The sequence below is a fragment of the Haloarcula halobia genome (assembly GCF_029338255.1).
GTDB lineage: Archaea > Halobacteriota > Halobacteria > Halobacteriales > Haloarculaceae > Haloarcula > Haloarcula halobia.
In genome coordinates this window covers 2,143,446-2,169,780 of record NZ_CP119787.1, presented here as the reverse complement: position 1 = coordinate 2,169,780, position 26,335 = coordinate 2,143,446, and the positions used below count along the sequence as shown (strand labels likewise).

Sequence of the window (26,335 nt, the reverse complement as noted above, 5' to 3'; positions counted from 1 at the left end):
GGGTCGGCCCGTCGCCGTCGGCGGGTGGGCCGTCCCCCCCGACCCGTCAGCGCCGGCCGAACAGCCGCTCGGTGAGCGACCGGGGCGTCGCCCGCTCGGTGAGCAACACCGAACACTCGAGGTCGTCGACGACCGAGAGGTTCAGCGAATCGTGGACGAGACGCGTGAGGAGCCCCCGCTCGGTCGCCCCGACGATGACGAGCGAGCGCGAGCGGGCCTCGCGGGCGATGGCCGTCTCCACGTCGCCCGAGTCGTCGACCGTTCGCGTCGCGTCCTCGATGTCATGCTCGCGCGCCCAGCGTTCGAGGAACGCCTCCCCCGCCTCGCGTTCGTCGGGACCGTCGACGACGTGCAACAGCGAGAGGTCGGCGCCGGCCACCGACCGGAGCGTGCGCCCGACTTGCGCGCTCAGCTCGCAGTTTCGCCCGGCTTCGATCGGCAGCAGGATGCGCGAGGGGTCGAACCCGCGGTTCTTGAGGACGAGGAAGTCACAGGGGAGTTCGCGAGTCAGGTCGCTGAGCGACCGGGAGGCCCTCGCGGCACCCCACACCCGGTCGTCGTCCCACTGCATCACGACCAGGTCAGCCTGGTTCCGGCGGGCGACTTCGAAGAGTGCCTCGAACGAGCGCTGGGAGACGACCGTGGCGCTCTCGTAGTCGACGTCGTAGTCGGCGGCGACGTCAGCCAGGTCCGCCATCAGCCTGTTCGACTCGTCGACGATCTGCTTGCGCTCCGACGAGCCGTATCCCCGCCGACCGGTGGGCGTCTGGACGATGTGGACCGGGGAGACGACCGCGTCCGGCCGGTCGCTCCCCAGCAGACAGGCCAACCGGACCAGGTCGCCTTCGGTCCGCGGGTTCAGGATGGGGACGAGAATCCGGTACCCGTCGTCGTCGGCCACGGCCGGGGCATCCTCCTCGTCGAGCAGCGGCACGTAGGAACGCCCGGCGAGGCTCCCGAGCGTCCACTCCGGTATCGAGAGCTGTCGTTCCGCACCCTCGAACCGGGCCGACGCGAGGCGCTCCTCGGTCGTCTGGAAGTAGTTGACCACGGTCACGAGCACGACGCCGCCGACGGTGTTGCCGAGCAACACCGGGAGGACGAACTCCGCGAGGCCCACTCCGAGCGCGATGTCGCCGTGCAACACCAGGTAGATCATCTCGGTGAAGGAGACGACCGAGTGGTACAGCCCCCCTAGCGGAATCGCGAGGAAGGCCAGGTAGACCACCACGAGGCGTGAAATGGTGTCCCGGGCGGCGTACTCCACCCAGACGACGCCGGCGACGATGAGCCCGGCGAAGGCGGCCTTGCTGAACAGGCTCCACCAGGCGGTGTCGACCCCCTCGCGTGCGATGGCGGCCGCGACCGTCGCGGCCTCCGGGGAGAGGACGCCGCCGAACGCGAGCGCGGCGGCCCCCATCGCGCCGCCGGTGAAGTTCCCCGTCAGGACGACGACCCAGTTGCGCAGGAGCGCCGGAACGCTGGCCAGGCGCTCGAGCGTCAGCGCCACGGGCGGCAGCGTGTTCTCCGTGTACAGCTGGTAGCCGCCGATGATGATGTAGATGAACCCCAGCGGGTACAGCATCGCGCTCAGGACCGGGTCCGATCCGGTCGAGGTCTTCATCGAGACGTAGAGCATGAAGGTGATGGTGATGGCGAACCCGGCCGCGAGGGCACTGAAGAACAGCTCCCGAGAGCCCGACGTTATCTCCTCGTCCGCCGCGGCGACGATGCGCTGGAAGACCTCGTCCGAGGAGAACCGGTCCCTGACGACGCTGCCGACGGCGGGTGCGCCGCTCCGGGACCGCTCGACGGCCTCGCGCAGCGATTCGTCGCTGTCAGTCCTGTCGATATCGCTCATTGGTGGGACGACTCCGTGGTGCCACTAAGTAGTTCTTCTCCCCGTCGGTAGTCGTGGGGTACGTGTGCGAATCCGACCGACGGGCGCCGGCTACGCCGGTGTCAGACGGCGGGGGCCGCAACGGACAACTATAAGTACCGGAAGCGTCCAGGTAGAAGTGATTATGTCCAACAACGAGGGCACGTCGGATTCTCCGGCGGATCGAGTTCTTCCAGGGCACACTGGATTCCACGTCTGAGATAACAGACGCACGCATTTTCGACACCACGCTGCGCGACGGTGAACAGTCGCCACGCACGTCGTTCAACTACGAGGACAAACGCGAGATAGCCGCGCTGCTGGACGAGATGGGTACCCACGTCATCGAGGCCGGGTTCCCCGTCAACTCCGACGCGGAGTTCGAGGCAGTGCGCGACATCGCCGAGTCCACCCGGGGGACGACCTGCGGACTGGCACGTGTTGTCGAGAAAGACATCGAGGCGGCGCTGGACTCCGGCGTCGACATGGTCCACACGTTCGTCTCGACGTCGGACGTACAGTTGCAAGACTCCATGCACGCCACCCGGCAGGAGGCGCTCGACGCTGCCATCGAGTGCATCGAGCGCGTCACGGAGGCCGGCGTCGAGTGCATGTTCTCGCCGATGGACGCCACCCGGACCTCTGAGGAGTTCCTCATCGAGGTCATCGAGGAGACGTCCGCGGCGGGTGCAGACTGGATCAACATCCCGGACACCGTCGGCGTGGCGACGCCCCGGCGGTTCTACGACCTCATCGAGATCGTCGACGCACACACGGACGCCCGCATCGACGTGCACACGCACGACGACTTCGGCTTCGCGTCGGCCAACGCCATCTCCGGCTTCGAGGCCGGCGCGAGCCAGGCCCAGGTGTCGGTCAACGGCATCGGCGAACGGGCCGGTAACGCGGCCTACGAGGAGGTCGTGATGGCACTGGAGTCACTCTACGACGTCGACACCGGCATCGACACGACCCGCATCACCGAGCTGTCACGGATGGTCGAGGAGAAGTCCAACATCCCGGTGCCGGCCAACAAGCCCATCGTGGGCTCGAACGCGTTCTCCCACGAGAGCGGCATCCACGCCGCCGGCGTCATCGAGAACTCCGACACGTTCGAGCCGGGCGTGATGACCCCCGAGATGGTGGGTTCCGAGCGCGAACTGGTGCTCGGGAAGCACACCGGGACCCACTCGGTGCGCGAACGGCTGCAGGACGCCGGCTACGCCCCCACCGATGCCGAGGTCCGCGAGGTGACCCGCCGCGTCAAAGACTACGGCGCGGAGAAACAGCAGGTCACGATGACCGAGCTGGAGCGGTTCGCCAAGGAGCTCGGCGTCGACGAGGAGCAAGAGGAGGTCCGGGCGTAGGCCCATGACCCCGTCTCCGGTCGCAGTTCGTCCCCGCGAGCGACGCGTGGTCTCGGGGCACCGGTTCGGCCCCCGAGCGGCCGGCACGGGCCGCCACGTGCGGCAAATCCTCTCACAGAACGCTTATTATCCGGGGCGGTTTGGTTCCGTACGTGACGACTGCGCGCGCTGGACACCGCGACCGACCGTCGACCAGCCGCGCGTCCGTACTTCTCGGCGAGGGTATCGTAGGGGCCTTCTAGCCCCCACACATCTTCACATCCGACGCCGCTCGTACCGACTCGCTACCACCCAACTACACAGCCATGCACACACCCACGACGATGCGACCCACAGGAGGCAGCTATGAGTGAACGCGCATCGGTCCCGAAAGAGGACCAGACGGAGACCGAACAGGACGACGACCGAGAGCCGATAACCACGGGGGCCCAGTCGGTCATCCGGGCGCTCGAGAACGCCGGGACGGACTACGTCTTCGGCGTCCAGGGCGGGGCCATCATGCCCGTCTACGACGCGCTGTACGACTCCGACATCACCCACGTGACGATGGCCCACGAACAGGGGGCCTCACACGCCGCCGACGCCTACGGCGTCGTGACCGGCGACCCCGGCGTCTGCTTTGCGACGTCCGGGCCCGGCGCGACGAACCTGGTGACCGGCATCGCCGACGCCAGCATGGACTCCGACCCGATGATCGCGCTCACGGGTCAGGTCCCGACCGACTTCGTCGGCAACGACGCCTTCCAGGAGACCGACACCGTCGGCATCACCCAGCCCATCACCAAGGAGAGCTACTTCGCGGGCGACTCGGACACCGTCGGCGACAACGTCAGCGAGGCGTTCGCCCTCGCGGCGTCGGGCCGACAGGGACCGACGCTGGTCGACCTCCCGAAAGACGTCACGCAGGGCGAGACCGACCGGGAGCCGATGGCGCCGACGACGCCCGACACCTACGACGTCCCCGAGGAAGCCGACGACACCGACGTCCAGGAGGCAGTCGAGGCGCTCGCCGACGCCGAGCGCCCGGTCATCCTCGCCGGCGGCGGCGTGATCAAGGCTGACGCCTCGCCGGCCCTCCGGGAGTTCGCCACGGAGTACGAGATTCCGGTCATCACGACGATGCCCGGCATCGGCTCGTTCCCCGAGGACCACGAGCTCTCGCTGGAGTGGGCCGGGATGCACGGCACCGGGTACGCCAACCTCGCCATCACGAACACCGACTGCATGCTCGCCATCGGGACGCGGTTCGACGACCGCCTGACCGGCGGCGTCGACTCGTTCGCGCCCGACGCCGAGATCATCCACGTCGACATCGACCCGGCCGAGATCAGCAAGAACATCTACGCGGACTACCCGCTCATCGGCGACGCCAAGATGGTCCTGCGCCAGCTCTACGACGCGATGCCGCGTGCGCCCGACGCCGACGAGTGGCGCGAGCGGTGTCAGGACTGGAAATCGGAGTACCCGATGACCTACGAGATGCCCGACGACGAACCCCTGAAACCGCAGTACATCGTCGAGACGTTCTCGGAGGTCACGGACGACGACACCATCGTCTGTACCGGCGTCGGCCAACACCAGATGTGGGCCTCGCAGTTCTGGGAGTTCACCGAGCCCCGGACCTGGGTCTCCTCGCACGGCCTGGGGACGATGGGCTACGGCGCCCCCGCGGCCATCGGCGCGAAGCTCGCGGCGCCCGACCAGGAGGTGGTCTGCTTCGACGGCGACGGCTCGTTCCTGATGACCGTCCAGGAACTGATCGTCGCGGTCCGCGAGCAACTCGACATCACCTACGTCGTCCTCAACAACGAGGCGGTCGGGATGGTCCGCCAGTGGCAGGACGGCTTCTACGAGGGGCGGCGGATGGCCTCCGAGTACCCGTGGATTCCGCAGTTCGACAAGCTCGCCGAGGCCTTCGGCGCCCGCGGGTTCCGCCTCGAGGACGAAGCCGACGTCGAGGACACCATCCAGGCAGCGCGCGAGTACGACGGCCCCGCGGTCATCGACGCCATCATCGACCCGGCGGAGAACGTCTTCCCGATGGTCCCCAGCGGCGGTGACAACGGGCTGTTCGCGCTCGAAGAATCCCATCTGGAGATGCTCTAACAATGACTGGAGGAATGCCAGGTCCAGCACCGGACGAACGGATGCGCCCCGAGGGTCGACGCAACTCGCAGGGGATCCGCGTCGACCCCGAGGCCGAAGTGACCCACGAACCCCGACAGGCCGTGCTCTCGGCGCTGGTCAAACACCGGCCCGGCGTACTGGCCGAGATCTCGGGCCTCTTTAGCCGCCGGCAGTTCAACATCGAAAGCCTCACTGTCGGGCCGACGGTCGACGAGGATACAGCCCGAATGACCATCCTCATCGAGGAACCGGAACCCGGAATCGACCAGGCCAAAAAGCAACTGCAGAAGCTGGTTCCGGTCATCTCGGTCACCGAACTCGAACCCGAGGCGGTCCGCCGCGAGCTGGCGCTCATCAAGGTCGGCGGGGAGAAACCCGACGACGTCAACGCCGTCGCGGAGATGTACGGCGGCCAGGCCGTCGACGCCGCCACGGACTCGGTGACCGTCGAGGTCACGGGAAGCAAGCCGAAGATAGACGCCGCCGTCGAGGCGTTCAAGCAGTTCGACGTGCAGGAAGTCGTCCGCACCGGTGCAGCAGCACTGGAACGGGGCGCAGACACACTGGAGAAACATGACTGAAGAATTCACCACCACGGTCTACCACGACGAGGACGCAGACGTATCGCTCATCGAAGACGAGACAATCGCCGTCCTGGGCTACGGATCCCAGGGCCACGCCCACGCGCTGAACCTCAAGGACTCGGGCATGGACGTCGTCGTCGGCCTGCGCGAGGACTCCTCGTCGCGCGAGGCCGCCGAAGCCGAAGGGCTCCGCGTCGAGACGCCCGACGTCGCCGCAGCGGAGGCCGACCGCGTGGTCATGCTGGTCCCGGACACCGTCCAGCCGGCCGTCTACGAGGCCATCGAGGACGGCCTCGAAGCCGGCGACACGCTCCAGTTCGCCCACGGCTTCAACATCCACTACGGGCAGATCCGCCCGTCCGAGGACGTCGACGTGACGATGTCGGCGCCGAAGTCCCCCGGACACCTCGTGCGCCGGACCTACGAGCGCGGCGAGGGGACGCCGGGCCTCATCGCCATCTACCAGGACGCGACTGGGTCGGCCAAGGAGGAGTCCCTGGCGTACTCGAAGGCCATCGGTTGCACCCGCGCGGGCGTCATCGAGACGACGTTCCAGGAGGAGGTCGAGACCGACCTCTTCGGCGAGCAGGCCGTCCTCTGTGGCGGCGTCACCGAGATGGTGAAAGCCGGCTTCGAGACGCTCGTCGACGCGGGCTACGCGCCGGAGATGGCCTACTTCGAGTGTCTCAACGAGCCCAAGCTCATCGTCGACCTGATGTACGAGGGCGGGCACATGGGCATGTGGAACTCCGTTTCCGACACGGCCGAGTACGGCGGCCTCACGCGGGGCGAGGAAGTCATCAACCGCGAGGGGATGGACAAACTGCTCGAGGAGGTCCAGAACGGCGAGTTCGCTCGCGAGTGGATTTCGGAGAACCAGGCCCACCGGCCGGCCTACAAGCAGTACCGCGATGCCGAGCAGAACCACCAGATCGAGGAGGTCGGCGCCCGACTCCGCGAGCTGTTCTCGTGGAGCGAGGACGCCGAGCAAGAGACACAGGAAGCACCAGCAGATGACTAGCGAGAAACGCGATTTCTCGGAGAACGCGAACGGCCACCGCGGTGAGCGAGGCACAGACACCATGCGAGACGTGGACCACACGCATCCACACACGAACGAGACGTTCGGCGCGGCGTTCGTCCGCGGCCCCACAGTGGCCGCCGACGGCGGCGAGCGGGACGCGGTCGACCCGGACGGTGAGGCGACCGCCGAGGCCGACGAAACGATGGAGGACGTCGACCACGAGACCCCCGGTGACGGCGTCTCCCGTGCCTACGAGCGCGGGACAGAGGGACGAGACGAGTCAGTATGAGTCGAGGCACGCTCTACGACAAGGTCTGGGACCGCCACAAGGTCACGACGCTGCCCAACGGGCAGGACCAGCTGTTCGTGGGCCTCCACCTCATCCACGAGGTCACGAGTCCACAGGCGTTCGGCATGCTCCAGGAGCGCGGCCTCGAGGTCGCGCGCCCGGACCTGACCCACGCGACGGTCGACCACATCGTCCCGACGGCCAACCAGGACCGGCCCTACAGCGACGACGCGGCCGAGACCATGATGGCCGAACTCGAACAGAACGTCCGGGACGCGGGCATCGAGTTCTCCGACCCGACGACCGGCGACCAGGGCATCGTCCACGTCATCGGTCCGGAGCAGGGCATCACCCAGCCCGGCAAGACCATCGTCTGTGGCGACAGCCACACCTCGACTCACGGCGCGTTCGGCGCGCTCGCCTTCGGTATCGGGACCAGCCAGATCCGCGACGTGCTGGCGACCCAGACCATCGCGATGGAGAAGCAAAAGGTCCGCAAGATCGAGGTCAACGGCGAACTCGACGAGGGCGTCGAGGCCAAGGATATCATCTTAGAGATCATCCGTCGCCTGGGCACCGAGGGCGGCGTCGGCTACGTCTACGAGTACGCCGGCGAGACCATCGAGAACCTCGACATGGAGGGCCGGATGTCCATCTGTAACATGTCCATCGAGGGCGGCGCTCGCGCGGGCTACGTCAACCCCGACGAGACCACCTACGAGTGGATGAAAGAGACGGACTACTTCCAGGAGCACCCCGGGAAGTTCGAGGAGCTGAAGCCCTACTGGGAGTCCATCCGCAGTGACGCGGACGCCGAGTACGACGACGTCGTGGAGATCGACGCCGGCGACTTGGACCCCGTCGTCACCTGGGGGACCACGCCCGGCCAGGGCATCGGCATCGACGACCCGATCCCGGCCCCCGAGGACCTCCCAGAGGACAAGCAGGACACGGCCCGGCGCGCCCAGAAGCACATGCGCGTCGAGCCCGGCCAGACAATGGAGGGCTACGACGTCGACGTCGCCTTCCTGGGTTCCTGTACTAACGCCCGCCTGCCCGACCTGCGACGCGCCGCCCGCATCGTCAAGGGCCGGCAGGTCGACGACAGCGTGCGTGCGTTCGTCGTCCCCGGCAGCCAGCGCGTCCAGCGCGCCGCCGAGGAGGAGGGACTGAAAGACATCTTCGAGGAGGCCGGCTTCGAGTGGCGCAACGCCGGCTGTTCGATGTGTCTGGGCATGAACGAGGACCAGCTGGAGGGCGACGAGGCGTGTGCCTCGTCCTCGAACCGGAACTTCGTCGGCCGCCAGGGCTCCAAGGACGGGCGCACGGTCCTGATGAATCCCAGGATGGTCGCCGCCGCGGCCATCAACGGGCAGGTCTCCGACGTGCGCGACCTGAAGGAGGTGTCGTTAGCATGACAAGCGAGACGCGACGCGTCTCGAATACGCGAACGGGGAGCGAAGCGACCCGTGAGCGTCCGAAGCGACCGCGCCAGGACGAAGTCCTGGGGGTGGTCGCATGACCGACCCGACCGAGGAGATTCCCGAGGTCGACTACGTCGAGGGCACCGGCGTCCCCATCCGCGGGAACGACATCGACACCGACCAGATCATCCCCGCGCGGTTCATGAAGGTCGTCACCTTCGACGGCCTCGGGGAGTTTGCCTTCTTCGACCTGCGGTTCGACGACGAGGACAACGAGAAGGACCACCCGATGAACGAGGAGCGGTTCCAGGACGCCAACGTCATGGTGGTCAACAACAACTTCGGCTGTGGCTCCTCCCGCGAGCACGCCCCGCAGGCGCTCATGCGCTGGGGCATCGACGCCATCATCGGCGAGGGCTTCGCCGAGATCTTCGCCGGGAACTGCCTCGCGCTGGGCATCCCGACGGTCACGGCCGACCACGAGACCATCAACGCGCTCCAGCAGTGGGTCGACGACAACCCCGACGGGAAGATCGAGGTCGACGTGGCGGCAGAGACGGTCCGCTACGGCGTTCCGGAATCGGACGATTCCGGAGCCGAGCAGAACTCGGAGAGTTCTGCGCTCGGCAACGAGATCTCGGTCAGCGTCGACGACGCCCAGCGACAGGCCCTCGTCGAGGGCATCTGGGACACGACGGCGCTGATGAAGGCCAACCGCAACGCCATCGAGGAGACGGCCGCGCAGTTGCCGTATCTGGACCAGACGCGGTCGGACCTCGAAGCGGACGACTGACCGAGCGGTATGTTATCACCGCTTCGCGAGCGTCCGGTTCGCTGACCGTCGGAATCGTGTAGTTTATCGGTCTCTCACCCGGTAGCACTGTCGTGAACCACTGGCTGCTCCTCGCGCTGCTGTTCGGGTTCATCGTCCCGGTCACGGTCGGTTCGGCCGTCGTCTGGGTCGCCTTCGACGCCGCGACGCGTGGCGTCGAGTGGCCCGGCAAGTGGGTGTCGGTGCTCGTGCTGACGTACCCGCTCTTTCCGCTGACGCTTCTGTATCTGCGGCTCCGCCACGATCGACTCGGGAGACCGGGGTCGAAGTACTTCGTCGCCCGGAACGTCGCGGTCGGCAGCATCGTCGTCCCGATAATCGCGGTCGGCATGTCGCCGCCGGACGTCACCGTACAGATCTTCAGCTGGACGTTCGCGCTGATGCTCGTCCTGGTCGGTGGCTACCTCTACGAGCGACTCTGACAGTCGAACGCGTCGGAGGCACAAAGGTTCGCCGTCGTGCCAGTCACATCCGCGGGGACCGGGCACCGTCTCGGATATCGACACCCTCTTTTCGGCCACCGGCGGAAGTACGTCCATGACACACGAGATCGCAGTCATCCCCGGGGACGGCATCGGGCAGGAGGTCACGCCCGCCGCCGTCGAGGTACTGGAGGCCATCGAATCCGTCGACTTCGAGTTCGTCGAGGGCGAGGCCGGCGACGCCGTGAAGGCCGAGACCGGCGAGGCACTCCCACAGGCGACGCGGGACCTGGCGGCCGACGCCGACGCGACGCTGTTTGGCGCCGCCGGCGAGACGGCCGCCGACGTCATCCTCCCGCTCCGGCAGGTCGTCGATTCCTTCGCCAACGTGCGGCCGGCCGTCTCCTACCCGGCCCTCGACGCCGTCCAGCCGGACACCGACCTCGTGTTCATCCGCGAGAACACCGAGGGCGTCTACAAGGGCATCGAGAGCGAGATAACCGACGGCGTCACGACCTGCACGCGCGTCATCACCGAGGAGGCGTCCCGCGACATCGCGGAGTTCGGGTTCCAGTACGCGAAGCAGAACGGCTACGACGACGTGACGATCGCACACAAGGCGAACGTCATGCGCCAGACGGACGGGCTGTTCCTGGAGACGGCCGAGGCCGTCGGCGACGAGCGCGGCGCCGACTACGACACGGCGCTGATGGACGCGCTGGCGACACATCTGGTCATGTATCCCGAGGACTACGGCGTCGTCATCTGCCCGAACCTCGCCGGGGACATGCTCTCGGACCTCGCGGCCGGCCTGGTCGGCGGCCTCGGACTCCTCCCGTCGGCGAACGTCGGCGAGGACAACGCGCTGTTCGAACCGGTCCACGGCTCCGCCCCCGATATCGCCGGCGAGGGCGTCGCCAACCCGTCGGCGATGATCCTCTCGGCGGCGATGCTGCTGGACCACCTCGGCTACGACGACGAGGGTGACCGGGTGCGAACGGCCGTGGAGACGGTCCTGGAGAGCGGTCCGCGGACGCCCGACCTGGGCGGTGACGCCGCCACCCGCGACGTCACCGACGCCGTGCTGGCAGAGCTGTAAGCTCCCGACCGAAGCGCGCAGAAACGAAACGATACGATAGAAAGTGGTAAATCGGTCCGGGGCAAACCTCCCGAGCGACGATGCTCCCGGCCGAGCGAAAACGGACTATCGTGGAACTGGTGACGGAACGGGACGGCTGTTCGGTCGCACGGCTGGCCGACGAACTCGGCTTCTCGAAGGCGACCATCCGCCGTGACCTCCGTGACCTCGAAGCGGAGGGCCGAATCGAGCGCTCTCACGGTGGCGCCGTGCCGACGTCCTCGGTCGGGACCGAGCGACCGTACGACCAGCGTGAGGTGGAGCGACTGTCGGCCAAGCAGGCCATCGCCGACCACGCGAAAGCGGAGGTCCGGGACGGACAGGTGGTGTTCTTCGACGCCGGCACGACGACAATCGAGGTGGCTCGCGCGCTGCCCGACAGCGGGTACGTTGCGGCGACGAACATGCCGAGGCTGGCGACCGAGCTCTCGGAGCGTGGCGTCGACGTCAAGCTCACCGGCGGGACGCTTCGCTCCCGGACGCGGGCGCTGGTCGGCCCGACGGCGACGGCCTTCCTCGACCGGACGAACTTCGACCTCCTGTTTCTCGGGACGAACGGCATCGACGCGGCTGCGGGGCTCTCGACGCCAAACGAGGAGGAGGCGGAGGTGAAAGCGCGGATGGTCGAGCGCGCCGGGCGGGTCGTCCTCGTCGCCGACGGTTCGAAGTTCGAGGAGCGGAGTTTCGTCACCTTCGCCGACCTGGACCAGGTCGACGTGCTCGTGACGGACGCCGACCCGCCGGCGACTCTCGCGGCCGCGCTCGACGAAGCCGACGTACTCGTAGAGAGTGTCAGCCCATGATTGTCACAGTCACCTACAACCCAGCAGTGGACCAGACGATACAGTTCGACGAACCCATCGAACCGGACACCGTCCTCCGGGCCACCGAGGCGAGGTTCGACGCCGGCGGCAAGGGCATCAACGTGGCGCAGATACTCGCGGCGATGGGTCGTCCGTGCCTCGCGACCGGTGTCGTCGGCGGGTTCACCGGACAGTTCGTCCGTGACGAGCTGCGCGAAGCCGGCGTCGAGGCGGACTTCGTCCACGTCGACGGGCCGACCCGGTTGAACACGACGGCCATCGCGGCCGGCGAGGAGTACAAGCTCAACCACGACAGCGCGCCGGTGGCCGACCAGTCCGTCGAGGACCTGGTCGAGGCGGTCCGGTCCGCGGACCCGGAACGCGTGGTCGTCGCGGGGAGCCTCCCGCCGGGCGTCTCGACGGCGGACGTCGACCGCATCGCCGACGCCGGCGACTGGGAGACGCTCGTCGACATGGGCGGCGCGTACCTCACCCAGCTCGAGTCGTCCTACGCGCTCTGTAAGCCCAACCGGGAGGAACTGGGCGAGGCCACGGGTGCCGACGTCTCGACCGTCGCCGGGTGTGCCCGCGCGGCAGACCGGTTCCGGAGTCGGGGCTTCGACCGCGTCCTCGCGTCGATGGGTGGCGACGGGGCCGTGCTCGCGACGCAATCGGCACTGTACCACGCCGATGCCCTCGACGTCGACGTGGTCGATACGGTCGGGGCCGGTGACGCGCTCCTCTCGGGGTTCGTCGGTGCCTGGGACGACGGCGCGGACGACCTGACGGCGCTCAGGACGGGCGTGGCCGTCTCCTCGCGAGTGGTCCAGCAGGCAGGGACCTCCGTCCCGGCCTTCGACGGCCTCGACGGCGTGCGCGACCGGGTCTCCGTCCGTCGACTCGACGAGTGAGCGCCCCGCGACAGCCACAACTCAGAACTTCGCGAGGTACTCCTCTACGAAGGTCCGGACCTCCGTCAGCGACGGCTGGTCGGCCGTGCGGACGAAGTAGCCGGCGACTGCGTTCCCGAGCACCAGGGCCGGCGCCGCGTCGAGGCCGGCCACCAGGCCCAGGCCCAGGCCGGCGTTGAAGTGGTCGCCGGAACTGGTCGTCATCTCGGGTTCATCGACCGTCGGGTTACTGACACTGAAGACACCGTCCGGTGTCGCCACGGCCGAGCGCTCGAGGCCGTGGCCCACGAACCAGGTCGGGTCGAGCGCGTCGAAGGCCGCCCGGACGTCGCCCTCGAACGAGCGGTCGGCAGCGCCCGCGTAGGCGTCGGCCAGGACGCTCGTCTCGGCCCGGTTCGACGAGACGACGACGTTCGTCACCTCGTCTAAGCGAGCGATGGCCTCGCTGCCGGCCCGGAGCCGGCCGTCGTCGAGTTTGCGGACGTCGCCGGGGTCGACGAGCACGTGACTCGGCGGATTCTCGACGTCGCCCCAGCGGTCGCGGAGTCCGTCGAGGACGGCCGGCAGGTCGGGCGTCTCCGACCAGTAGCCGGTCCCGAGCAGGCGAGCGCCGTCGAGGCGATCCACGAGCGTGTCGTGGCCGACCGCCTCGTCCAGCGTCGCCCAGTCTAGGTCCATCGTGTCGCCGACTTCGGTCAGCATGAGCTTCCCGTCGTCGAACTCGACGGCGTCGGTGACGCCGTTCTCGCCCAGCGAGTGCATCTCGTAGTCGCCGAACTCCCGTTCGAACGGTTCGGAGACGGGGTCCCCGTACATCCCGACCATCACCGGGTCGAACGTCCAGGTGCCGAAGGCTCGGGAGAGGTGGCAGGTGTGGCCGCCCGTCCGGGTGCCGTGCTGGAGCCACTCGAACGAGAGCGAGCTGTCGGCGGCCACCGACCGCTCGATCCGCTCGCCCAGCGAGGCCAGCGTCGCCAGACGGTCGAACGTCTCCGGGTCCGACCGGTCGGCGACCAGCTCGCGGACGCGGTCCACGTACCCGTCGAAACCGAAGACGACAGTCCCGCGGTCGATGGCCGCCGGGAGAGCGGTCGCCTCGGGGAACTGTTCGAGGGCCCTCTCGACCGCCGCGCGCGTGTCGTCGTCGACGGTCATCGCAGGCACCGTCCTCCGACGCGTTCACTGCTGGACTCTACACGTGTGGCCCGGGCGTCGTCGCTGTGCCTCCCGACGTCGGTCCGTGGGGGCGGACCGGCGCTAACGTCTCGCATACGATGGGACGTTCCGGGAATACGCACTAACCGTTTTCGATTGTGTACGTTTCGTATCGAACGTGCAGGCTCCGTCTGACCACCTCGCGTTCGTCGCGGTCGGATCAGGCCGCTATCTCGCAGATCGCCTTCCAGCGCCCCTTGGATTCCAGTTCCTCTTGGAGCTTCTCGGCGTACTGTTGTGCCAGTTGCGCCGCCTCATCCTCCCGTGCACTCTGGCTCCCACCCCCACCGAGGCCCAGTGCGGCCTTGACGCCCGAGAAGATGCCGCCGCTGGACCCGCCCGACCCGCCGCCGGCACCCATCGGGGACTGCTGTTCGATGCGGTCCATCTCGGGCATGACGCTCGCGAGCTTGGAGGTGTTGGCCACCACGCGGGCCTCGTCGGGGTTCTGTGGGTTCTCTATCTCGAACTCGACGGCGGTCATCACGAGGCCCCACTGCTGGCTCGAGAACGACGAGGCCTCGACGTGTTCGTTGAACTGTTGGTCGACGGACATCCGCTCGGCCGCGATGCGGTCGGTCCAGGATGAATCGCTCATGGCCCGTTCTTGGGGGGCCGTGCGTATGAGCGTTTCCCGGGACCGCCGCCGCAGTGGTGGTCGGCGGCCACTCAGACGCCGGACTCGATGGTAATGTCGGCGTGGAGCGGCTCGCGGAGCGCCGAGTGGACGTGACAGATCTCCTCGCCCAGCTCGACGATGTCCGCCTCGTCGTCGCCGAGGTTCCGTTCGACCTCGATGTGCCAGCGGATGGCCTCGAGGTCGTCGTCCTCGTCCAGGTCGGCCTCGACGTCGATGGTGACCGTCCCGATGTCGTCGTAGCCGGTCTTGTTCGCGGCGACGCGGAACGCCGGGATGTAACAGGAGGCGTAGTCCGCTGCCAGGACCTGGTTCGCCGACGGGCCGTCCTCGCTGAGCGCGTCCACGACGAGCTCCCACTCGCCGTCGATGACGCTCTCGACCGTGTACCCTTCCTCGCACGTGCTGGTGACTTCGATGTCTGTCATTGCGTTCGGCCAGTCTCGGCCCGGCGTGGTAAGTGTTGCTGGGCGACCCGGTGCAAGCCCACGCGGGCGAGGACTTCGTCACCCCGCGGGGTGAGGCCGGACGGCTACCCCCTCGGGGACAACGCGCCGGGCGTCTTCGTCGACACCCCAAACCGCGTCTTCGAGGTCGAGTACTCCGATACTGCGGACACGGCGGTCCGAGCTCGACAGTACCAGGGGAATCGCCGCCGACAGCGACTGGAATAGCAGTTACCGGGAGCGCCGAGGGCGGCACCCGGTTCGAGGTATCGGGTTGCGGGTCCGCGACTAGAGCGTGAACGTCTCGTCACCGTCGAGGACGTGCACTTCGGTGTCGCTGCCGGTCGCTTTCACCTCGCGGGCGAAGTCGTCGACCTCGATCTCGATAGGCGGGAACGTGTCGTAGTGCATGGGGAACGCGTGGTCGACGTCGAGCCAGTCGACGGCGATGGCGGCCTGCATCGGGCCCATGGTGAAGTGGTCGCCGACCGGCAGCGCGGCGGCGTCCGGTTCCAGGTACGGGCCGATGACCTCGCGCATCTCGGTCATCAGGCCGGTGTCGCCGGCGTGGTAGAAGGTCGTCGAGTCGGCGTCGCTGACCTGTGTGGGCTTGGTGTCCGAGATGATGTATCCCGCGGGCATGCCGCCGGTGGCCCCGTAAGAGGTGTCCATCCCGTTGGTGTGGTCGGCGCGGTGCATCGTGGCGAAGGCGTCACCGACCTCGACGGTGCCGCCGATGTTCATCCCGATGGTGTCGGAGACGCCGTAGTTGTCCTCGCAGTACTCGACGACCTCGGGCGTCCCGACGACGGTGCTGCCCCGATAGCGGTCGACGTCCGCGATGTGGTCGGCGTGCCCGTGTGTGAGCAGGACGTAGTCCGGGTGGAGTTCCTCGGGATCGGTGTCGGTTACCGGGTTGTCGAAGAACGGGTCGATGAGCAGGTCGGTTCCGTCGACGGAGACGTGCCACGTCGAGTGGCCGTGCCAGGTTAGCTCCATAAGCGCCCGACGGTACACGGGGCTCGCACTTAACTGTACAGTGGGCTGGCAGGTCCCCGTCAGTCGAACAGGCTCGTCCGTGTGGGCTTGCCCTGCGCGTAGCGGATCCACTTTCGCATGTGCCGGTTCATCGCCCAGAAGAGGACCACCGTCATCGCGAGCAGAGCCGCGAGCAAGACGACCCCCAGGACCAGCGGTTCCCGTGCCGGCAGGCCGATGAGCGCGACGATGATGCCGACGAGTGCCATCTCGACGCCCGCTCTGAGTCCGGGGAGGACGAACCCCGGTGAGGGGGTCTCGGACCCGGATGCGTTCTTTCCCATGAGTGGCGGTGGGCGGTCGACGGTATTGAGTCTTCGGCCGACCGTGGGATTCATCGGACTCGGTCCCGACGTACGGACATGGATAGTTCCCTGTCGCGACGCCGGTTTCTCGGTTCGGTCGGCGTCGCCATTGCTGGGGCAGCAGGCTGTCAGTCGCCCGGACAGGCCGGCCAGTCGCGGGACCAGTCCCAGTCGACGTCGACCCCTGCTCGGGAGGCCGTCGGGGTCGAGACCGACGGGAGCAGATACGCTGACGTCTACCAGCAGGTCGCCGGGTCGGTGGTGTCGATACGCGTCGTCACCGACGCCAGTCGCGGGTCACAGGGCAGTGGGTTCGTCGTCGACGACAGCCACATCGTCACCAACGAGCACGTCGTCACCGGCGGTGACGCGTACTACGTGCGCTTTGCCGACACCGGCTGGCGCGAGGCGACCCTCGTCGGGGCGGACGTCTACAGCGACCTGGCGGTACTCGAGGTCGCCGAACCGTCGGCCGCCGCGACCCCGCTGACACTCGCCGAGCGGGACCCCGCCATCGGGACGGAGGTCGTCGCCATCGGCAATCCCTTCGGCCTCTCGGGGTCCGTCTCGGCCGGCATCGTCAGCGGGGTCGATCGGACGCTCAGGAGCGCGAACAACTTCTCCATCGCGGATGCCATCCAGACCGACGCAGCGGTCAATCCGGGCAACAGCGGCGGCCCGCTGGTCGACCTCGAGGGGACCGTCCTCGGCGTCATCAACTCCGGCGGGGGCGACAACGTCGGCTTCGCCATCTCCGCTCAGCTGACCCGGCGGGTCGCGCCCGCGCTCATCAGTCGCGGGGCCTACGACCACTCCTACATGGGGGTGTTGTTACGGAGCGTCTCCCCGCTGGTCGCGCAAGCGAACGGCCTGGAGACGGCGAGCGGCGTCTACATCGACGACACAGTCGAGGGTGGGCCCGCCGAGGGCGTTCTCCGGGGGAGCGACGGATCGCGGGTCGTCTCCGGCACGGAGGTGCCGACCGGCGGCGACGTGGTGCGGCGCCTCGACGGGACATCGACAGCGACACGGCAGGCGCTGGCGACGTACCTCGCCCTCGAGACCAGTCCCGGCGACACCATCGCCGTCACCGTCCAGCGCGACGGACGCGAGCAGACCGTCGACCTGACGCTCGGCGAACGGCCCGAGCCCTGAGAGATAGCGCCGCCACCGAACGACTCGTCGCCGTCGCTCCCGGGGACTCACTCCAGTGGTTCGGCGGCGTCCTGTTCGACCAGCGGGTCCGCGTTGTCGCTGGGGAGGGTGACGACGTCGTCCCGCGAGAGGTCGTACTCGCGCTCGTCGACCCCGAAGATCTCGCCAACGTCGTCGGTGATGCGGACGGTTCGACGGGCCACGTCGTCCCTGCCGCCGGCGTCGCCGCCGTTCGCCGACGGACCGCTGGCTTCGTCTTCGGATGCGTTCGTGGGCGCGTCCCCGTCGGTCGCGTCAGGTGGCGAATCGTCCGGGCCCGTCGCGATACCGGCCTCGTCCGGAGGCCGGTCCCCGCCGACGTCGTCGGGGACTGGCGGTGACTGCTCCGGGGATTCGGACCCCGACGCGCCCATCACGTCCGCCGCGTCGACCCCCGACCGGCCGGTCTCGCTCGCACCGACCGCGTCGTCTGTCGCCGGGGAGGTCCGGGACTCGGCGCCGGCTTCGGCCGTCGTGCCGGCTTCGACGGGGGCGCCGCTCGTCTCACCGGAGACGACGTCGAGGACGTGGTTTCGGTTGTCCTTGATGGCCTGGACCATCGTCTCGAAGAGGGTCCGTTCCTCCTGTGTGAGGCCGTCGTCCTCCATCGGCATGTCGGCGGCGGCCAGCGAGGCCATCTTGACGATCTTTCCGACGCGGCGCTCGTAGATGGCTTCGATGGTCTGTTCGGCCGTGTTGATGTCGTCGGTGAGGTGGTTCACCTCCGGGGCGTCGAAGGGGTCGTCGGCCCGCTCGGCCGCCCGCGAGCGCTCCTCGCGCAGCTGGGCGATGAACTCCCCCGCCTCCTCGTAGAAGGTCGCGCGCAGCTGCTGGAGCTGGTCGGTCTGGCGCTCCCGGGATTGCACGGACTGGAGTTCGTCGAGATTCATTCCTTGCCCTTCTCCGCGCGCCCGCGGGCCATCAGGAAGATACCCACGTGCTCTGGTACTGATTGGATACCCGCCTCGACTGTAAAACTATCGCCCCCGAGCTCGACCAGGCCGGGGTCGGTGACGTCGACGGTGATCTCGTGCCCCCGGAACGTCTCGGGGACGGGGTCGACCAGCGGGTCGAAGGCCGCGATGTCGTCGCGGTCGATGCGCTGGACCTCGAGGCCGCTCCCCCCGTGGAGCGAGCCCGGCAACCGGATGAGGCGGTTCGTGTCCGTCGTCACCGGTTCGTCGATGGGGGCGTTGTCGTTCGCGACTGCCTCGTGGTGGAGCACCCGCGCAATCTGGAAGAACGCTGGGTGGACGTCGATGTTGCCGGCCACGAGCTGGTCGTAGTTGTTCCCCGCGGCGTTCAGCGCGGCCGTCGCCTTCCCCTCGCCGATGCCGTCGTACTCCTGCAGGCGTTCGAGCGCCGCCTGCTCGTCCATCTCCAGCAGCGAATCGACCTCGGCCATGATGTGGCGGTGGGTACGCTCGCCCCACCCGCCCTCGGTCACGAGCGTCCGCTTCTGTGCGGGACTGGACCGGCCGGCCGTCCCGGAGACGGCCTGTTCGCTGACGAGTTCCTCGAACTCCAGGCCGATGCCCCGCACGTAGTCGACGATTTCGCGGCGCGCCTCCCGGCTCAGGCCGCGGACGCTCTCGTCGCGGACGTGGACGTGGTAGCCCCGGCCGCCCGAGAAGACGACGGTCATGTCCTCGAAGTCGAAGTCCTCCTCGAGGAAGTCCAGCAGGCGCAGCAGGGCGTGCTTGCACTTTTCGAGCATCTCCCCGTACGTGTCCTCGCCCAGCACCACCGAGGGGAGGTGGTCGGCGTCGAGGTCGAAGACGAGGTCCGACGAGCGCCACCCCTTGTCGCTCATCGTCGACGCGCTGGGGTCGTCGTAGCGACCCGCGGAGAAGTAGACGTGTCTGGGTTTCTTGCGGCCGAGAAACTCGGTCAGCTCGCCCAGGTCGAGCAGCGAGCGGTGGCGGACCATCGTCTCGCCCGGGCCCTCGGTCCAGGGGACGAACCCCCACTCGCGTTCGTTCGCGGCCGGCGGCGGGGTGATCGAGGCCCGCCGGTAGTGGTCCCCGAAGCGGCCACGCAGGTACGAGAGCGTCCGCTCTTCCATCGGCTACTCCGTTCGTCGGTTCCACTCAAAAGCGTTCTCCTAGCCGCGTAGCAACTTCGACAGTTTGTCCCGAATCGTCTCCTCGCCCAGTCGGAGGTAGTAGGCGTCGCCGCCGTCCTCGTAGTAGTTGTCGATGCGGCGCCGAATCTGGAAGCCGACGTGCTTGTAGAAACCCAGCGCCTCCTCGTTTGTCGTTCGGGCGTGGCATGTCACGGTGCCGTAGTCCTCGGCGACGCGGGCGACGAGGCGCTTGCCGAAGCCGTGGCCGCGGTACTCGTCGTCGACGGCCAGAAAGAGGATGTACCCGTCACGACGGACCGCCGCGAATCCGACCAGGCGGTCGTGCGAACGGTCGACGTAGAGATACACCGTCGACCGGCGGTACGCGTTGCGGAAGAACCCGTGTCGCTGGCGCAGGACCCCCTCCGATTGACGGATGTCCTCTTTGAGCCGCCAGGCAGCGTCGACGTAGTCGTCGCTACCCCGCTCCACGATGCGCGTTTCGACGTTGACGCTCACTGACTGCAAGTTTCCAGCGGCACGAACATAATTCCACCGCCCTGACGGTGCTACTGGGCGGTCCGACCACAGACCGACTGTGGCACTCCGGCACACAAGGACAGGATTAGGTGTCTCTGCCCGTAATCTCTCGCATGTCCGTTCGTCGGAGCCTTCGCCCGCTCGTCGCGGTCCTGATGGTGCTCGCGTACAGTCGTCCGGTCGCCGGCCACGTCGATTACGTCACCGACGGGCCGGGGGAGGCCATCGACGCGGTCGAGTTCGCACTCGCGGTGCTGTCGAACCCGTTCAACGCGGCGCTGTTTGCCGCCGTCGGCCTGCTCACCGTCGCCGGGACCGCGGGCTATCTCTGGGTCCGGCCGACGATACCCGACATCGTCGTCCTCCGGAACACGCTCGCCGGCTACGCCGACCTCGTCCCGTGGATGATTCGCCTGAGCGTCGGTCTCCCACTGGTCGGCGCCGGCTTCCAGGGGTACCGCTTCGCGCCGACCGTCGCCTTCTCGACGACGGCAAACCCCGGCCTCCGGGTGCTGTTGATCGGCCTCGGGTTCGTCCTCCTGTTCGGGCTGGCGGTCCGCATCGCCAGCGCGGTCGGCCTGGCGACCTACGCCTGGACGCTGACCGTCGACCCCGCCGCCGTCATCGCCATGGAGTTCGTGCCCGCGTTCCTCGCGCTGCTGATTCTCGGTGGCGGCCGGCCGAGCGCCGACCAGATGCTCAAGGAGGTCGCGAGCACCGAGGGGACCATCTACGGCCGCTTCGACCCGTTCCACCTCCTCGATGGCTTTTTCGACGAGGTGACGGCCCCGTACCGCCGGTACGTCCCGGTCGTACTCAGGGTCGGCGTCGGGGCGACGTTCGTCTACCTCGGTCTGTTCCAGAAGCTCGCGACCCCCGGGAGCGCCCTGCTCGTCGTCGAGAAGTACGACCTGACCGCATTCGTCCCGGTCGACCCCGGTCTGTGGGTGCTCGGCGCGGGCCTGACCGAAGTCGCCGTCGGCCTCGCATTCGTCGTCGGTCTGTTCACCCGCGGGGCCGCCGCCGTCTCGTTCCTGCTGTTCACGACGACGCTCTTTGGCCTGCCGGACGACCCGGTCCTCGTCCACGTCACGCTCTACGGCCTGGTCTCGGCGCTGTTCACGCTCGGGGCCGGTCCGCTCTCTATCGACCACTGGATCGGCCGCCCGGCCGTCGCCGACGGGGACTCGCCCGCTGCCGCCGACTGACCCCCTGCCGTTTCACGGGTGACATTTTTAGCCTGGGGACCGGAGTGTCTCCCATGACTACCTACGAGGCCGGGGACGTCACGCTCGAGAAGGTCCGGGACTACGTCTGGGAGATTCCCGAGCAAGACGGGATGCGCGTGCCGGCGCGCGTGCTGGCCAGCGAGGCGCTGCTCGACGAGATCAGCGACGACAAGACGCTCGAGCAGCTGCGAAACTCCGCGCACCTCCCTGGCGTCCGGAAGTACACGCTCTGTATGCCCGACGGGCACCAGGGCTATGGCTTCCCGGTCGGCGGCGTCGCCGGTATCGACGCCGAGGAGGGCTGTATCTCGCCCGGCGCGGTGGGATACGACATCAACTGTGGCGTCCGGATGCTGAAGACGAACCTGACCTACGACGACGTGCAGGGTCACGAGGCGGCCCTCGTCGACGCGCTGTTCGATGCCATCCCGTCGGGGCTGGGCGGTGGCGGTGTTCACGAGGGCACCGTCGAGGACGTCGAGGCGATTCTCGAACGCGGGGTGGACTGGGCGCTCGAACACGGCTACGCCGTCGAGGAAGACCTGGCCCACTGCGAGGACGAGGGTTACCGACCAGAGGCGGACGCGTCGAAGGTCTCCGAGAAGGCCAAGAATCGCGGGCGCGACCAGGTGGGGTCGCTCGGGTCCGGCAACCACTTCCTGGAGGTCCAGCGCGTCACCGACGTGTTCCGGGCTGACGTCGCGGCCGACTTCGGCCTGTCGACCGACCAGATCGTCGTTCTCATCCACTGTGGCTCCCGCGGACTCGGCCACCAGGTCTGTACGGACTACCTCCGGAAGATCGAGCAGGCCCACCAGGGGCTGCTCGAGCAGCTGCCCGACAAGGAGCTGGCCGCCGCCCCCGCGGGGTCGCAACTGGCCGAGGACTACTACGCGGCGATGTGTGCGGCAATCAACTTCGCCTGGGTGAACCGCCAGCTCGTGATGCACCGGACCCGGACGGTCTTCGAGGACGTCTTCGACCGCTCGTGGGCGGACATGGGGATGTACCTGCTGTACGACGTCGCCCACAACATCGCGAAACGCGAGGTCCACGACGTCGACGGGGAAAAGCGGGAGCTGTTCGTCCACCGGAAAGGGGCGACGCGCGCGTTCCCGGCCGGTCGGCCGGAACTGCCGCCGGCCTACGCCGACGTCGGCCAGCCCATCATCATCCCCGGGAGTATGGGCGCCGGGAGTTACGTGCTCCGTGGCGGGGCCGAGTCGATGACGGAGTCGTTCGGCTCGACGGCCCACGGTGCCGGCCGGCTGATGTCGCGCACCCAGGCCAAACAGGAGTACTGGGGCGAGGACGTCAGGGACGACCTCCGCGAACACGAGCACGTCTACGTCAAGGCCCAGTCGGGTGCCACGGTCGCAGAGGAGGCCCCCGGCGTCTACAAGGACGTCGACGAGGTGGTCCGCGTCTCCGACGCCCTGGGTATCGGCGACAAGGTGGCTCGAACCTTCCCCGTCTGTAACATCAAGGGCTGACCCGTCTGGGACTGTCAGCCCCCGCCCCACTCGCTCAGTTTGGTCCGGTTGCCGCTCCGGTTGAGATATATCTCTATGCGGTCGCCGCGCTGGACGCTCTGCCCGTAGGCGTTCCCGGATCCGAGCTGGGTGATGTCGCCCGGGCCGACCGTGGCCGTCTCGTTCCGGTTGGCCAGTTGCGCCCAGGTGACGTTGTTCCCCGGCCCGTGGAACTCGATGTTTCCAGCCTGGATCTCGTCACCGCGGGCGTGCGTCACGATGAGGGCACTGTTCCCCTCGATGTAGTCGTAGGTGAAGTTGGCCTGCGGGACGCCGCCGTCGTCCTCGCCGGAGAGGACGAGGACGTTCATGCCGACCATCGCCGTCACGGTTATCGTCAGGCCGATGAGCACCGCTACGCCGATGGCCTCAGACATCCCGAGCGTGTCGGTGCGCAGTCGTCGCCCACGCATCTCGTTCCGACGGAAGGGTGACCAGCGGTATAGGTCATTCGGGTCTCGTGGGGGAAGACACATGACGGTCCGGGCCACAGCAGTTGGTATGATAGACGAGACGGTCAAGCAGATCGAGGAGATGCAGACCCACAGTTCTTCTGTCGTCGCCGTGAAAGCGGCCAAGGCACTCCGGACGCTGACCGAACGGGACTATCCGACCGTGGAGGCGTACCTCCGGACCCTCGAACGGAACAGCCACGCCCTCCAGCGGGCGAACCCGTCTCACGCGTCGCTCCACACCACCCAGGAGGAAATCGTCCAGCGCGTCCGCGACGGGGACCCTGACGACGTCGAGGCCGCGAAGGCCGTCACGCTCGCGGCTATCGACGACGTGGTCACCGACGTCGAGGGCGCGAAAGACCGGGCCGCCGAACGGGCGGCCGAGTTCATCGCCGACGACGACGTCCTCTTGTTACACGACTTCTCCTCGACTGTCATGGCCGCGCTGGACGAGGCGCTGGCCGACGGCGCCACGTTCGAGATATACGTCACGGAGTCCCGGCCCCGGATGCTGGGCCGGAAGGCGGCCCGCCAGCTCGCCCAGCGGGAGGGCATCGACGTGACGCTCATCGTCGACAGCGCCGCGGGCTACTACGTCAGCGAGTGTGACCGCGTCCTGCTGGGGATGACGTGTATCGTCGGAGATACGTACTACAACCGGGTCGGCACCTACCAGATCTCGACGGTGGCCGTCGACGCCGGTGTCCCGATAACTGTCGTCGGCGCCGGCGCGAAACTCGTGGAGGGCGGGTTCGCCTTCAAAAACGAGTTCCGCCCCGTGGCCGAGGTGATGCGCGAACCGGCCGAGGGGTTCGAGCTCGCGAACCCGGCCTACGACGCGACGCCGACAGAGCTGCTCGACAGCGTGGTGACGGACGACCAGGTCTACGACTACTGACGGGTGTCGTCTCGTCGGCCGTAGCGGCGAAAATCTGTTCTGGGGGTGTCAGTCGGTGTCGACGACGGTCCAGCAGACCGGACAGCGGAGCTGATCGCAGTCGCCACCCTCGACGGGCTCCCAGTCGTCTCGCAGGTCGATCTCGTGACCGCAGTCGGGGCAAAACAGGACGGCTTTGCGTCGCTCGTCGGGGGGCGAGAAATCGTCGACGCCGCCCACAGTGAACGGCTCGGTGGAGGTCATCACGTAGACGAAGGTGACGAACACGGATATAAGTGTCGGGCAACTGTTTGATTGTTCACGACAGACCGCTCACGTCTGGTGGTTTTGTTATTTACTGCAAATTTGATAACTCCACCGGTGTGCCGGTGCGGGCGGGGGCGATTCCGGGGGTCGGGCCCGCTGTTTCCGGAGGGGAATCCTTTTCTCGGGGGCACGTGGATGGTGGCCTATGCGTACCGGTTCCGTCTGGCTGTTACAGGCGACACAGACGCCGACGCCGACCGAGGCCGCGACCGACCTCGGCGGGTTGCTCCCGGTCGCCATCCCGCTCTGGGTCACGCGCCTGGCCACAGCGCTGTTGGTGATGGCCGTCGCCTTCGTCATCTCCCGGCTCCTCGTCCGCCTGCTCGGCCGCCGCATCGCCCAGCGGTTCCGCCGCCCGAGCCTCACCCGGACGGCGTTACGGAGCATCCGCGCCTTCGTGTTCATCTTCGCGCTCTTGACGGTGATGAACATCTACGGCCTCCAGCTGGCCGACATCGCGCTTTCCGTTACCGTGTTCTCGGCGGTCATCGGTGTCATCCTCGCCCCCATCGTCGGGAGCATCATCTCGGGGATGTTCCTGCTCGCGGACCAGCCCTACGAGATCGGTGACATGATCGAACTGGCCGACCGGAGCCAGCAGGGGTTCGTCGAAGACATCACGCTCCGGCACACGAAGATCTTCACGCTGGACAACACGTTCCTGGTGATTCCCAACGGCGAGATACGCCAGCGGGACGTGATCAACTACTCCGCCGAGGACCCCCGGACTCGCCTCTCCCAGCAGTTCCTGGTCACCTACGAGAGCGACATCCCGGCGGCCCGGAACCTCATCGAGCGTGCCGCACAGCGGTGTGACGACGTCATCGAGGGCGGGCCCGACATCCGAATCGGCGCCGCTCGCTACCCGGCGTCGCCGACGGTCTACATCGACGATTTCGCCGACCACGGGGTCTTGCTGACACTCCGGTACTGGGCGACAGAGCCGTACAAGCTGCTTCGCGTCCGCTCGCGGATCCAGACGGTCGTCTTGGACGAACTGGACGACGCCGACGTGGAGATCGCCTACCCCCACTCGCACCTGCACTTCGACGAGACCAGCGGCGAGATGCAGGTCTCGCTGGCCGACGAGGCGCCGGTCGCCGGTGACAGTCAGGGCCCGGAGGATCTCGACGAGGCGCGCGACGGCTGAGCGTCCGGGCTGACCGTCACGACGTCACAGTCGAGTTCCTCCCGGAGGAAGTGGTCGATGTCGGGGTCGTCGACGAGTCTGCGGACCATCTTTCGCCACCGACTGACCTGCTTGCTCCCGATGACGACGACGTCCGCGTCCTGAGCGGCCACCTCGTCCAAGATGGTCTCCTCGACGAGCAGGCCCGTCCGGACGACGTATCGTGTCCGCGGGAGGTGGCCGAACGCCTTTTCGACGGCCCGCTTGAGGTCGCTGCGGGTCACTCGCGTCCCGTTCTGATAGAGGTTCACGTGGAGCACGGTCAGGTCGGCGTCCCGCTCCTCTGCGACCGTGATGGCCTCCCCGAGCGTCGCTCGCGAGTTCTCCGAGAGCGGATACCGGACCGGGACGACGACCTGTTGCATCGAGTGATGATTGGCTCCGGGTGTTTATATTCCTAGCGACGGAGACGTCTGTCTGCTGTATGACCGGAGCCACCGTCCGGGACGCCGGAGTCGCAGCACCTTAGCCCGTGGCCGCCCTCCG

28 protein-coding genes are annotated in these 26,335 nt (G+C 67.7%); 16 read left to right on the top strand and 12 right to left on the bottom strand.

The window, feature by feature from the left end; genetic code table 11:
* Window positions 1–46: 46 nt before the first annotated feature.
* A complete protein-coding gene (locus P1K88_RS11495) occupies window positions 47–1,861 on the bottom strand; it encodes a formate/nitrite transporter family protein (protein WP_276410313.1) in 1,815 nt (604 codons plus the stop codon).
* A gap of 188 nt (window positions 1,862–2,049) precedes the next feature.
* Between P1K88_RS11495 and P1K88_RS11490 the strand changes: the two genes are divergently transcribed.
* The 11 genes from P1K88_RS11490 (at window position 2,050) to pfkB (ending at window position 12,800) form a co-directional block, all read left to right on the top strand.
* Window positions 2,050–3,246, top strand: a complete 1,197-nt coding sequence (locus P1K88_RS11490) for a LeuA family protein (RefSeq protein WP_276414142.1) — start codon at window positions 2,050–2,052, stop codon at window positions 3,244–3,246.
* Between the two features lie 345 nt (window positions 3,247–3,591).
* Entirely contained in the window at window positions 3,592–5,352 is a 1,761-nt protein-coding gene (gene ilvB, locus P1K88_RS11485) for a biosynthetic-type acetolactate synthase large subunit (RefSeq protein WP_276410312.1), read from the top strand.
* Between the two features lie 14 nt (window positions 5,353–5,366).
* Window positions 5,367–5,954: an acetolactate synthase small subunit gene (gene ilvN, locus P1K88_RS11480; RefSeq protein WP_276410311.1), complete on the top strand. Its 588-nt coding sequence runs from the start codon at window positions 5,367–5,369 to the stop codon at window positions 5,952–5,954.
* A complete protein-coding gene (ilvC, locus tag P1K88_RS11475) occupies window positions 5,947–6,978 on the top strand; it encodes a ketol-acid reductoisomerase (protein ID WP_276410310.1) in 1,032 nt (343 codons plus the stop codon). Before ilvN ends, ilvC begins: the two co-directional genes overlap by 8 nt.
* Entirely contained in the window at window positions 6,971–7,270 is a 300-nt protein-coding gene (locus P1K88_RS11470) for a DUF7989 family protein (protein WP_276410309.1), read from the top strand. Before ilvC ends, P1K88_RS11470 begins: the two co-directional genes overlap by 8 nt.
* Window positions 7,267–8,688 carry a 3-isopropylmalate dehydratase large subunit gene (leuC, locus tag P1K88_RS11465; protein ID WP_276410308.1) on the top strand — a complete coding sequence of 474 codons (1,422 nt, stop codon included), beginning with the start codon at window positions 7,267–7,269 and terminating at the stop codon, window positions 8,686–8,688. Before P1K88_RS11470 ends, leuC begins: the two co-directional genes overlap by 4 nt.
* A 100-nt stretch (window positions 8,689–8,788) precedes the next feature.
* Entirely contained in the window at window positions 8,789–9,487 is a 699-nt protein-coding gene (gene leuD / locus P1K88_RS11460; RefSeq protein ID WP_276410307.1) for a 3-isopropylmalate dehydratase small subunit, read from the top strand.
* A 92-nt stretch (window positions 9,488–9,579) separates the two neighbouring features.
* Window positions 9,580–9,948 (top strand): hypothetical protein, encoded by a 369-nt coding sequence (locus P1K88_RS11455; RefSeq protein ID WP_276410306.1) that lies wholly within the window; start codon window positions 9,580–9,582, stop codon window positions 9,946–9,948.
* Between the two features lie 115 nt (window positions 9,949–10,063).
* Window positions 10,064–11,047, top strand: a complete 984-nt coding sequence (locus P1K88_RS11450) for an isocitrate/isopropylmalate dehydrogenase family protein (RefSeq protein ID WP_276410305.1) — start codon at window positions 10,064–10,066, stop codon at window positions 11,045–11,047.
* A gap of 80 nt (window positions 11,048–11,127) precedes the next feature.
* On the top strand, window positions 11,128–11,889 hold the full coding sequence (gene glpR / locus P1K88_RS11445) for an HTH-type transcriptional regulator GlpR (protein ID WP_276410304.1): 762 nt from the start codon (window positions 11,128–11,130) through the stop codon (window positions 11,887–11,889).
* Entirely contained in the window at window positions 11,886–12,800 is a 915-nt protein-coding gene (gene pfkB, locus P1K88_RS11440) for a 1-phosphofructokinase (protein WP_276410303.1), read from the top strand. Before glpR ends, pfkB begins: the two co-directional genes overlap by 4 nt.
* 21 nt (window positions 12,801–12,821) lie before the next feature.
* Here the strand turns inward: pfkB and P1K88_RS11435 are convergent, their stop codons facing one another.
* From P1K88_RS11435 to P1K88_RS11415, 5 genes are all read right to left on the bottom strand, one after another.
* Complete coding sequence (locus P1K88_RS11435; protein WP_276410302.1) at window positions 12,822–13,955, bottom strand: hypothetical protein; 1,134 nt, start codon at window positions 13,953–13,955, stop codon at window positions 12,822–12,824.
* Between the two features lie 220 nt (window positions 13,956–14,175).
* Window positions 14,176–14,613, bottom strand: a complete 438-nt coding sequence (locus tag P1K88_RS11430) for a DUF5799 family protein (RefSeq protein WP_276410301.1) — start codon at window positions 14,611–14,613, stop codon at window positions 14,176–14,178.
* Between the two features lie 71 nt (window positions 14,614–14,684).
* A complete protein-coding gene (locus tag P1K88_RS11425; RefSeq protein WP_276410300.1) occupies window positions 14,685–15,080 on the bottom strand; it encodes an OsmC family protein in 396 nt (131 codons plus the stop codon).
* Between the two features lie 306 nt (window positions 15,081–15,386).
* Complete coding sequence (locus tag P1K88_RS11420; protein WP_276410299.1) at window positions 15,387–16,097, bottom strand: metal-dependent hydrolase; 711 nt, start codon at window positions 16,095–16,097, stop codon at window positions 15,387–15,389.
* 59 nt (window positions 16,098–16,156) lie between these two features.
* Window positions 16,157–16,420: a hypothetical protein gene (locus P1K88_RS11415; protein WP_276410298.1), complete on the bottom strand. Its 264-nt coding sequence runs from the start codon at window positions 16,418–16,420 to the stop codon at window positions 16,157–16,159.
* A gap of 78 nt (window positions 16,421–16,498) precedes the next feature.
* On the opposite strand from P1K88_RS11415, the gene P1K88_RS11410 reads away from it, so the two are divergent.
* The gene (locus P1K88_RS11410) at window positions 16,499–17,596 is read left to right on the top strand and encodes a S1C family serine protease (protein ID WP_276410297.1); all 1,098 of its coding nucleotides are present in this window, start codon (window positions 16,499–16,501) and stop codon (window positions 17,594–17,596) included.
* 47 nt (window positions 17,597–17,643) lie between these two features.
* Here P1K88_RS11410 and P1K88_RS11405 read toward each other — a convergent pair whose 3' ends face one another.
* From P1K88_RS11405 to P1K88_RS11395, 3 genes are read right to left on the bottom strand one after another with little or no spacing between them, the layout of a single operon-like run.
* Window positions 17,644–18,525 (bottom strand): hypothetical protein, encoded by an 882-nt coding sequence (locus P1K88_RS11405; protein ID WP_276410296.1) that lies wholly within the window; start codon window positions 18,523–18,525, stop codon window positions 17,644–17,646.
* The gene (gene priS / locus P1K88_RS11400; protein WP_276410295.1) at window positions 18,522–19,700 is read right to left on the bottom strand and encodes a DNA primase small subunit PriS; all 1,179 of its coding nucleotides are present in this window, start codon (window positions 19,698–19,700) and stop codon (window positions 18,522–18,524) included. The genes P1K88_RS11405 and priS overlap by 4 nt, the downstream gene beginning before the upstream one ends.
* A 39-nt stretch (window positions 19,701–19,739) precedes the next feature.
* Complete coding sequence (locus P1K88_RS11395; RefSeq protein ID WP_276410294.1) at window positions 19,740–20,219, bottom strand: GNAT family N-acetyltransferase; 480 nt, start codon at window positions 20,217–20,219, stop codon at window positions 19,740–19,742.
* Window positions 20,220–20,353: 134 nt separating this feature from the next.
* Between P1K88_RS11395 and P1K88_RS11390 the strand changes: the two genes are divergently transcribed.
* Both P1K88_RS11390 and P1K88_RS11385 read left to right on the top strand, forming a co-directional pair.
* Complete coding sequence (locus tag P1K88_RS11390; protein ID WP_276410293.1) at window positions 20,354–21,448, top strand: DoxX family protein; 1,095 nt, start codon at window positions 20,354–20,356, stop codon at window positions 21,446–21,448.
* A gap of 53 nt (window positions 21,449–21,501) precedes the next feature.
* On the top strand, window positions 21,502–22,962 hold the full coding sequence (locus P1K88_RS11385) for an RtcB family protein (protein WP_276410292.1): 1,461 nt from the start codon (window positions 21,502–21,504) through the stop codon (window positions 22,960–22,962).
* A 14-nt stretch (window positions 22,963–22,976) separates the two neighbouring features.
* Here the strand turns inward: P1K88_RS11385 and P1K88_RS11380 are convergent, their stop codons facing one another.
* Entirely contained in the window at window positions 22,977–23,414 is a 438-nt protein-coding gene (locus P1K88_RS11380) for a type IV pilin domain-containing protein (RefSeq protein ID WP_276410291.1), read from the bottom strand.
* A gap of 88 nt (window positions 23,415–23,502) precedes the next feature.
* Here P1K88_RS11380 and P1K88_RS11375 point away from each other — a divergent pair, with 88 nt between their 5' ends.
* Window positions 23,503–24,354, top strand: coding sequence for an eIF2B alpha/beta/delta subunit family protein (locus tag P1K88_RS11375; protein ID WP_276410290.1), 852 nt, complete (start codon window positions 23,503–23,505; stop codon window positions 24,352–24,354).
* A gap of 48 nt (window positions 24,355–24,402) precedes the next feature.
* Here P1K88_RS11375 and P1K88_RS11370 read toward each other — a convergent pair whose 3' ends face one another.
* Window positions 24,403–24,597 (bottom strand): DUF8106 domain-containing protein, encoded by a 195-nt coding sequence (locus tag P1K88_RS11370; RefSeq protein ID WP_276410289.1) that lies wholly within the window; start codon window positions 24,595–24,597, stop codon window positions 24,403–24,405.
* A gap of 208 nt (window positions 24,598–24,805) precedes the next feature.
* On the opposite strand from P1K88_RS11370, the gene P1K88_RS11365 reads away from it, so the two are divergent.
* Window positions 24,806–25,810, top strand: a complete 1,005-nt coding sequence (locus tag P1K88_RS11365) for a mechanosensitive ion channel family protein (protein ID WP_276410288.1) — start codon at window positions 24,806–24,808, stop codon at window positions 25,808–25,810.
* On the opposite strand, the gene P1K88_RS11360 is transcribed toward P1K88_RS11365, so the two are convergent.
* Entirely contained in the window at window positions 25,771–26,214 is a 444-nt protein-coding gene (locus tag P1K88_RS11360) for a universal stress protein (RefSeq protein ID WP_276410287.1), read from the bottom strand. The two genes, P1K88_RS11365 and P1K88_RS11360, sit on opposite strands and share 40 nt — an antisense overlap.
* Window positions 26,215–26,335: the final 121 nt, after the last annotated feature.

Excerpts from the sequence above, each read along its gene's own strand:
- P1K88_RS11495 (WP_276410313.1), bottom strand. The coding sequence starts at position 1,861 with ATGAGCGATATCGACAGGACTGACAGCGACGAATCGCTGCGCGAGGCC.
- ilvB (WP_276410312.1), top strand. The coding sequence starts at position 3,592 with ATGAGTGAACGCGCATCGGTCCCGAAAGAGGACCAGACGGAGACCGAA.
- ilvN (WP_276410311.1), top strand. The coding sequence starts at position 5,367 with ATGCCAGGTCCAGCACCGGACGAACGGATGCGCCCCGAGGGTCGACGC.
- ilvC (WP_276410310.1), top strand. The coding sequence starts at position 5,947 with ATGACTGAAGAATTCACCACCACGGTCTACCACGACGAGGACGCAGAC.
- P1K88_RS11470 (WP_276410309.1), top strand. The coding sequence starts at position 6,971 with ATGACTAGCGAGAAACGCGATTTCTCGGAGAACGCGAACGGCCACCGC.
- leuC (WP_276410308.1), top strand. The coding sequence starts at position 7,267 with ATGAGTCGAGGCACGCTCTACGACAAGGTCTGGGACCGCCACAAGGTC.
- leuD (WP_276410307.1), top strand. The coding sequence starts at position 8,789 with ATGACCGACCCGACCGAGGAGATTCCCGAGGTCGACTACGTCGAGGGC.
- P1K88_RS11450 (WP_276410305.1), top strand. The coding sequence starts at position 10,064 with ATGACACACGAGATCGCAGTCATCCCCGGGGACGGCATCGGGCAGGAG.
- glpR (WP_276410304.1), top strand. The coding sequence starts at position 11,128 with ATGCTCCCGGCCGAGCGAAAACGGACTATCGTGGAACTGGTGACGGAA.
- pfkB (WP_276410303.1), top strand. The coding sequence starts at position 11,886 with ATGATTGTCACAGTCACCTACAACCCAGCAGTGGACCAGACGATACAG.
- P1K88_RS11435 (WP_276410302.1), bottom strand. The coding sequence starts at position 13,955 with ATGACCGTCGACGACGACACGCGCGCGGCGGTCGAGAGGGCCCTCGAA.
- P1K88_RS11430 (WP_276410301.1), bottom strand. The coding sequence starts at position 14,613 with ATGAGCGATTCATCCTGGACCGACCGCATCGCGGCCGAGCGGATGTCC.
- P1K88_RS11425 (WP_276410300.1), bottom strand. The coding sequence starts at position 15,080 with ATGACAGACATCGAAGTCACCAGCACGTGCGAGGAAGGGTACACGGTC.
- P1K88_RS11420 (WP_276410299.1), bottom strand. The coding sequence starts at position 16,097 with ATGGAGCTAACCTGGCACGGCCACTCGACGTGGCACGTCTCCGTCGAC.
- P1K88_RS11415 (WP_276410298.1), bottom strand. The coding sequence starts at position 16,420 with ATGGGAAAGAACGCATCCGGGTCCGAGACCCCCTCACCGGGGTTCGTC.
- P1K88_RS11410 (WP_276410297.1), top strand. The coding sequence starts at position 16,499 with ATGGATAGTTCCCTGTCGCGACGCCGGTTTCTCGGTTCGGTCGGCGTC.
- P1K88_RS11405 (WP_276410296.1), bottom strand. The coding sequence starts at position 18,525 with ATGAATCTCGACGAACTCCAGTCCGTGCAATCCCGGGAGCGCCAGACC.
- priS (WP_276410295.1), bottom strand. The coding sequence starts at position 19,700 with ATGGAAGAGCGGACGCTCTCGTACCTGCGTGGCCGCTTCGGGGACCAC.
- P1K88_RS11390 (WP_276410293.1), top strand. The coding sequence starts at position 20,354 with ATGTCCGTTCGTCGGAGCCTTCGCCCGCTCGTCGCGGTCCTGATGGTG.
- P1K88_RS11385 (WP_276410292.1), top strand. The coding sequence starts at position 21,502 with ATGACTACCTACGAGGCCGGGGACGTCACGCTCGAGAAGGTCCGGGAC.
- P1K88_RS11380 (WP_276410291.1), bottom strand. The coding sequence starts at position 23,414 with ATGCGTGGGCGACGACTGCGCACCGACACGCTCGGGATGTCTGAGGCC.
- P1K88_RS11375 (WP_276410290.1), top strand. The coding sequence starts at position 23,503 with ATGATAGACGAGACGGTCAAGCAGATCGAGGAGATGCAGACCCACAGT.
- P1K88_RS11370 (WP_276410289.1), bottom strand. The coding sequence starts at position 24,597 with ATGACCTCCACCGAGCCGTTCACTGTGGGCGGCGTCGACGATTTCTCG.
- P1K88_RS11365 (WP_276410288.1), top strand. The coding sequence starts at position 24,806 with ATGCGTACCGGTTCCGTCTGGCTGTTACAGGCGACACAGACGCCGACG.
- P1K88_RS11360 (WP_276410287.1), bottom strand. The coding sequence starts at position 26,214 with ATGCAACAGGTCGTCGTCCCGGTCCGGTATCCGCTCTCGGAGAACTCG.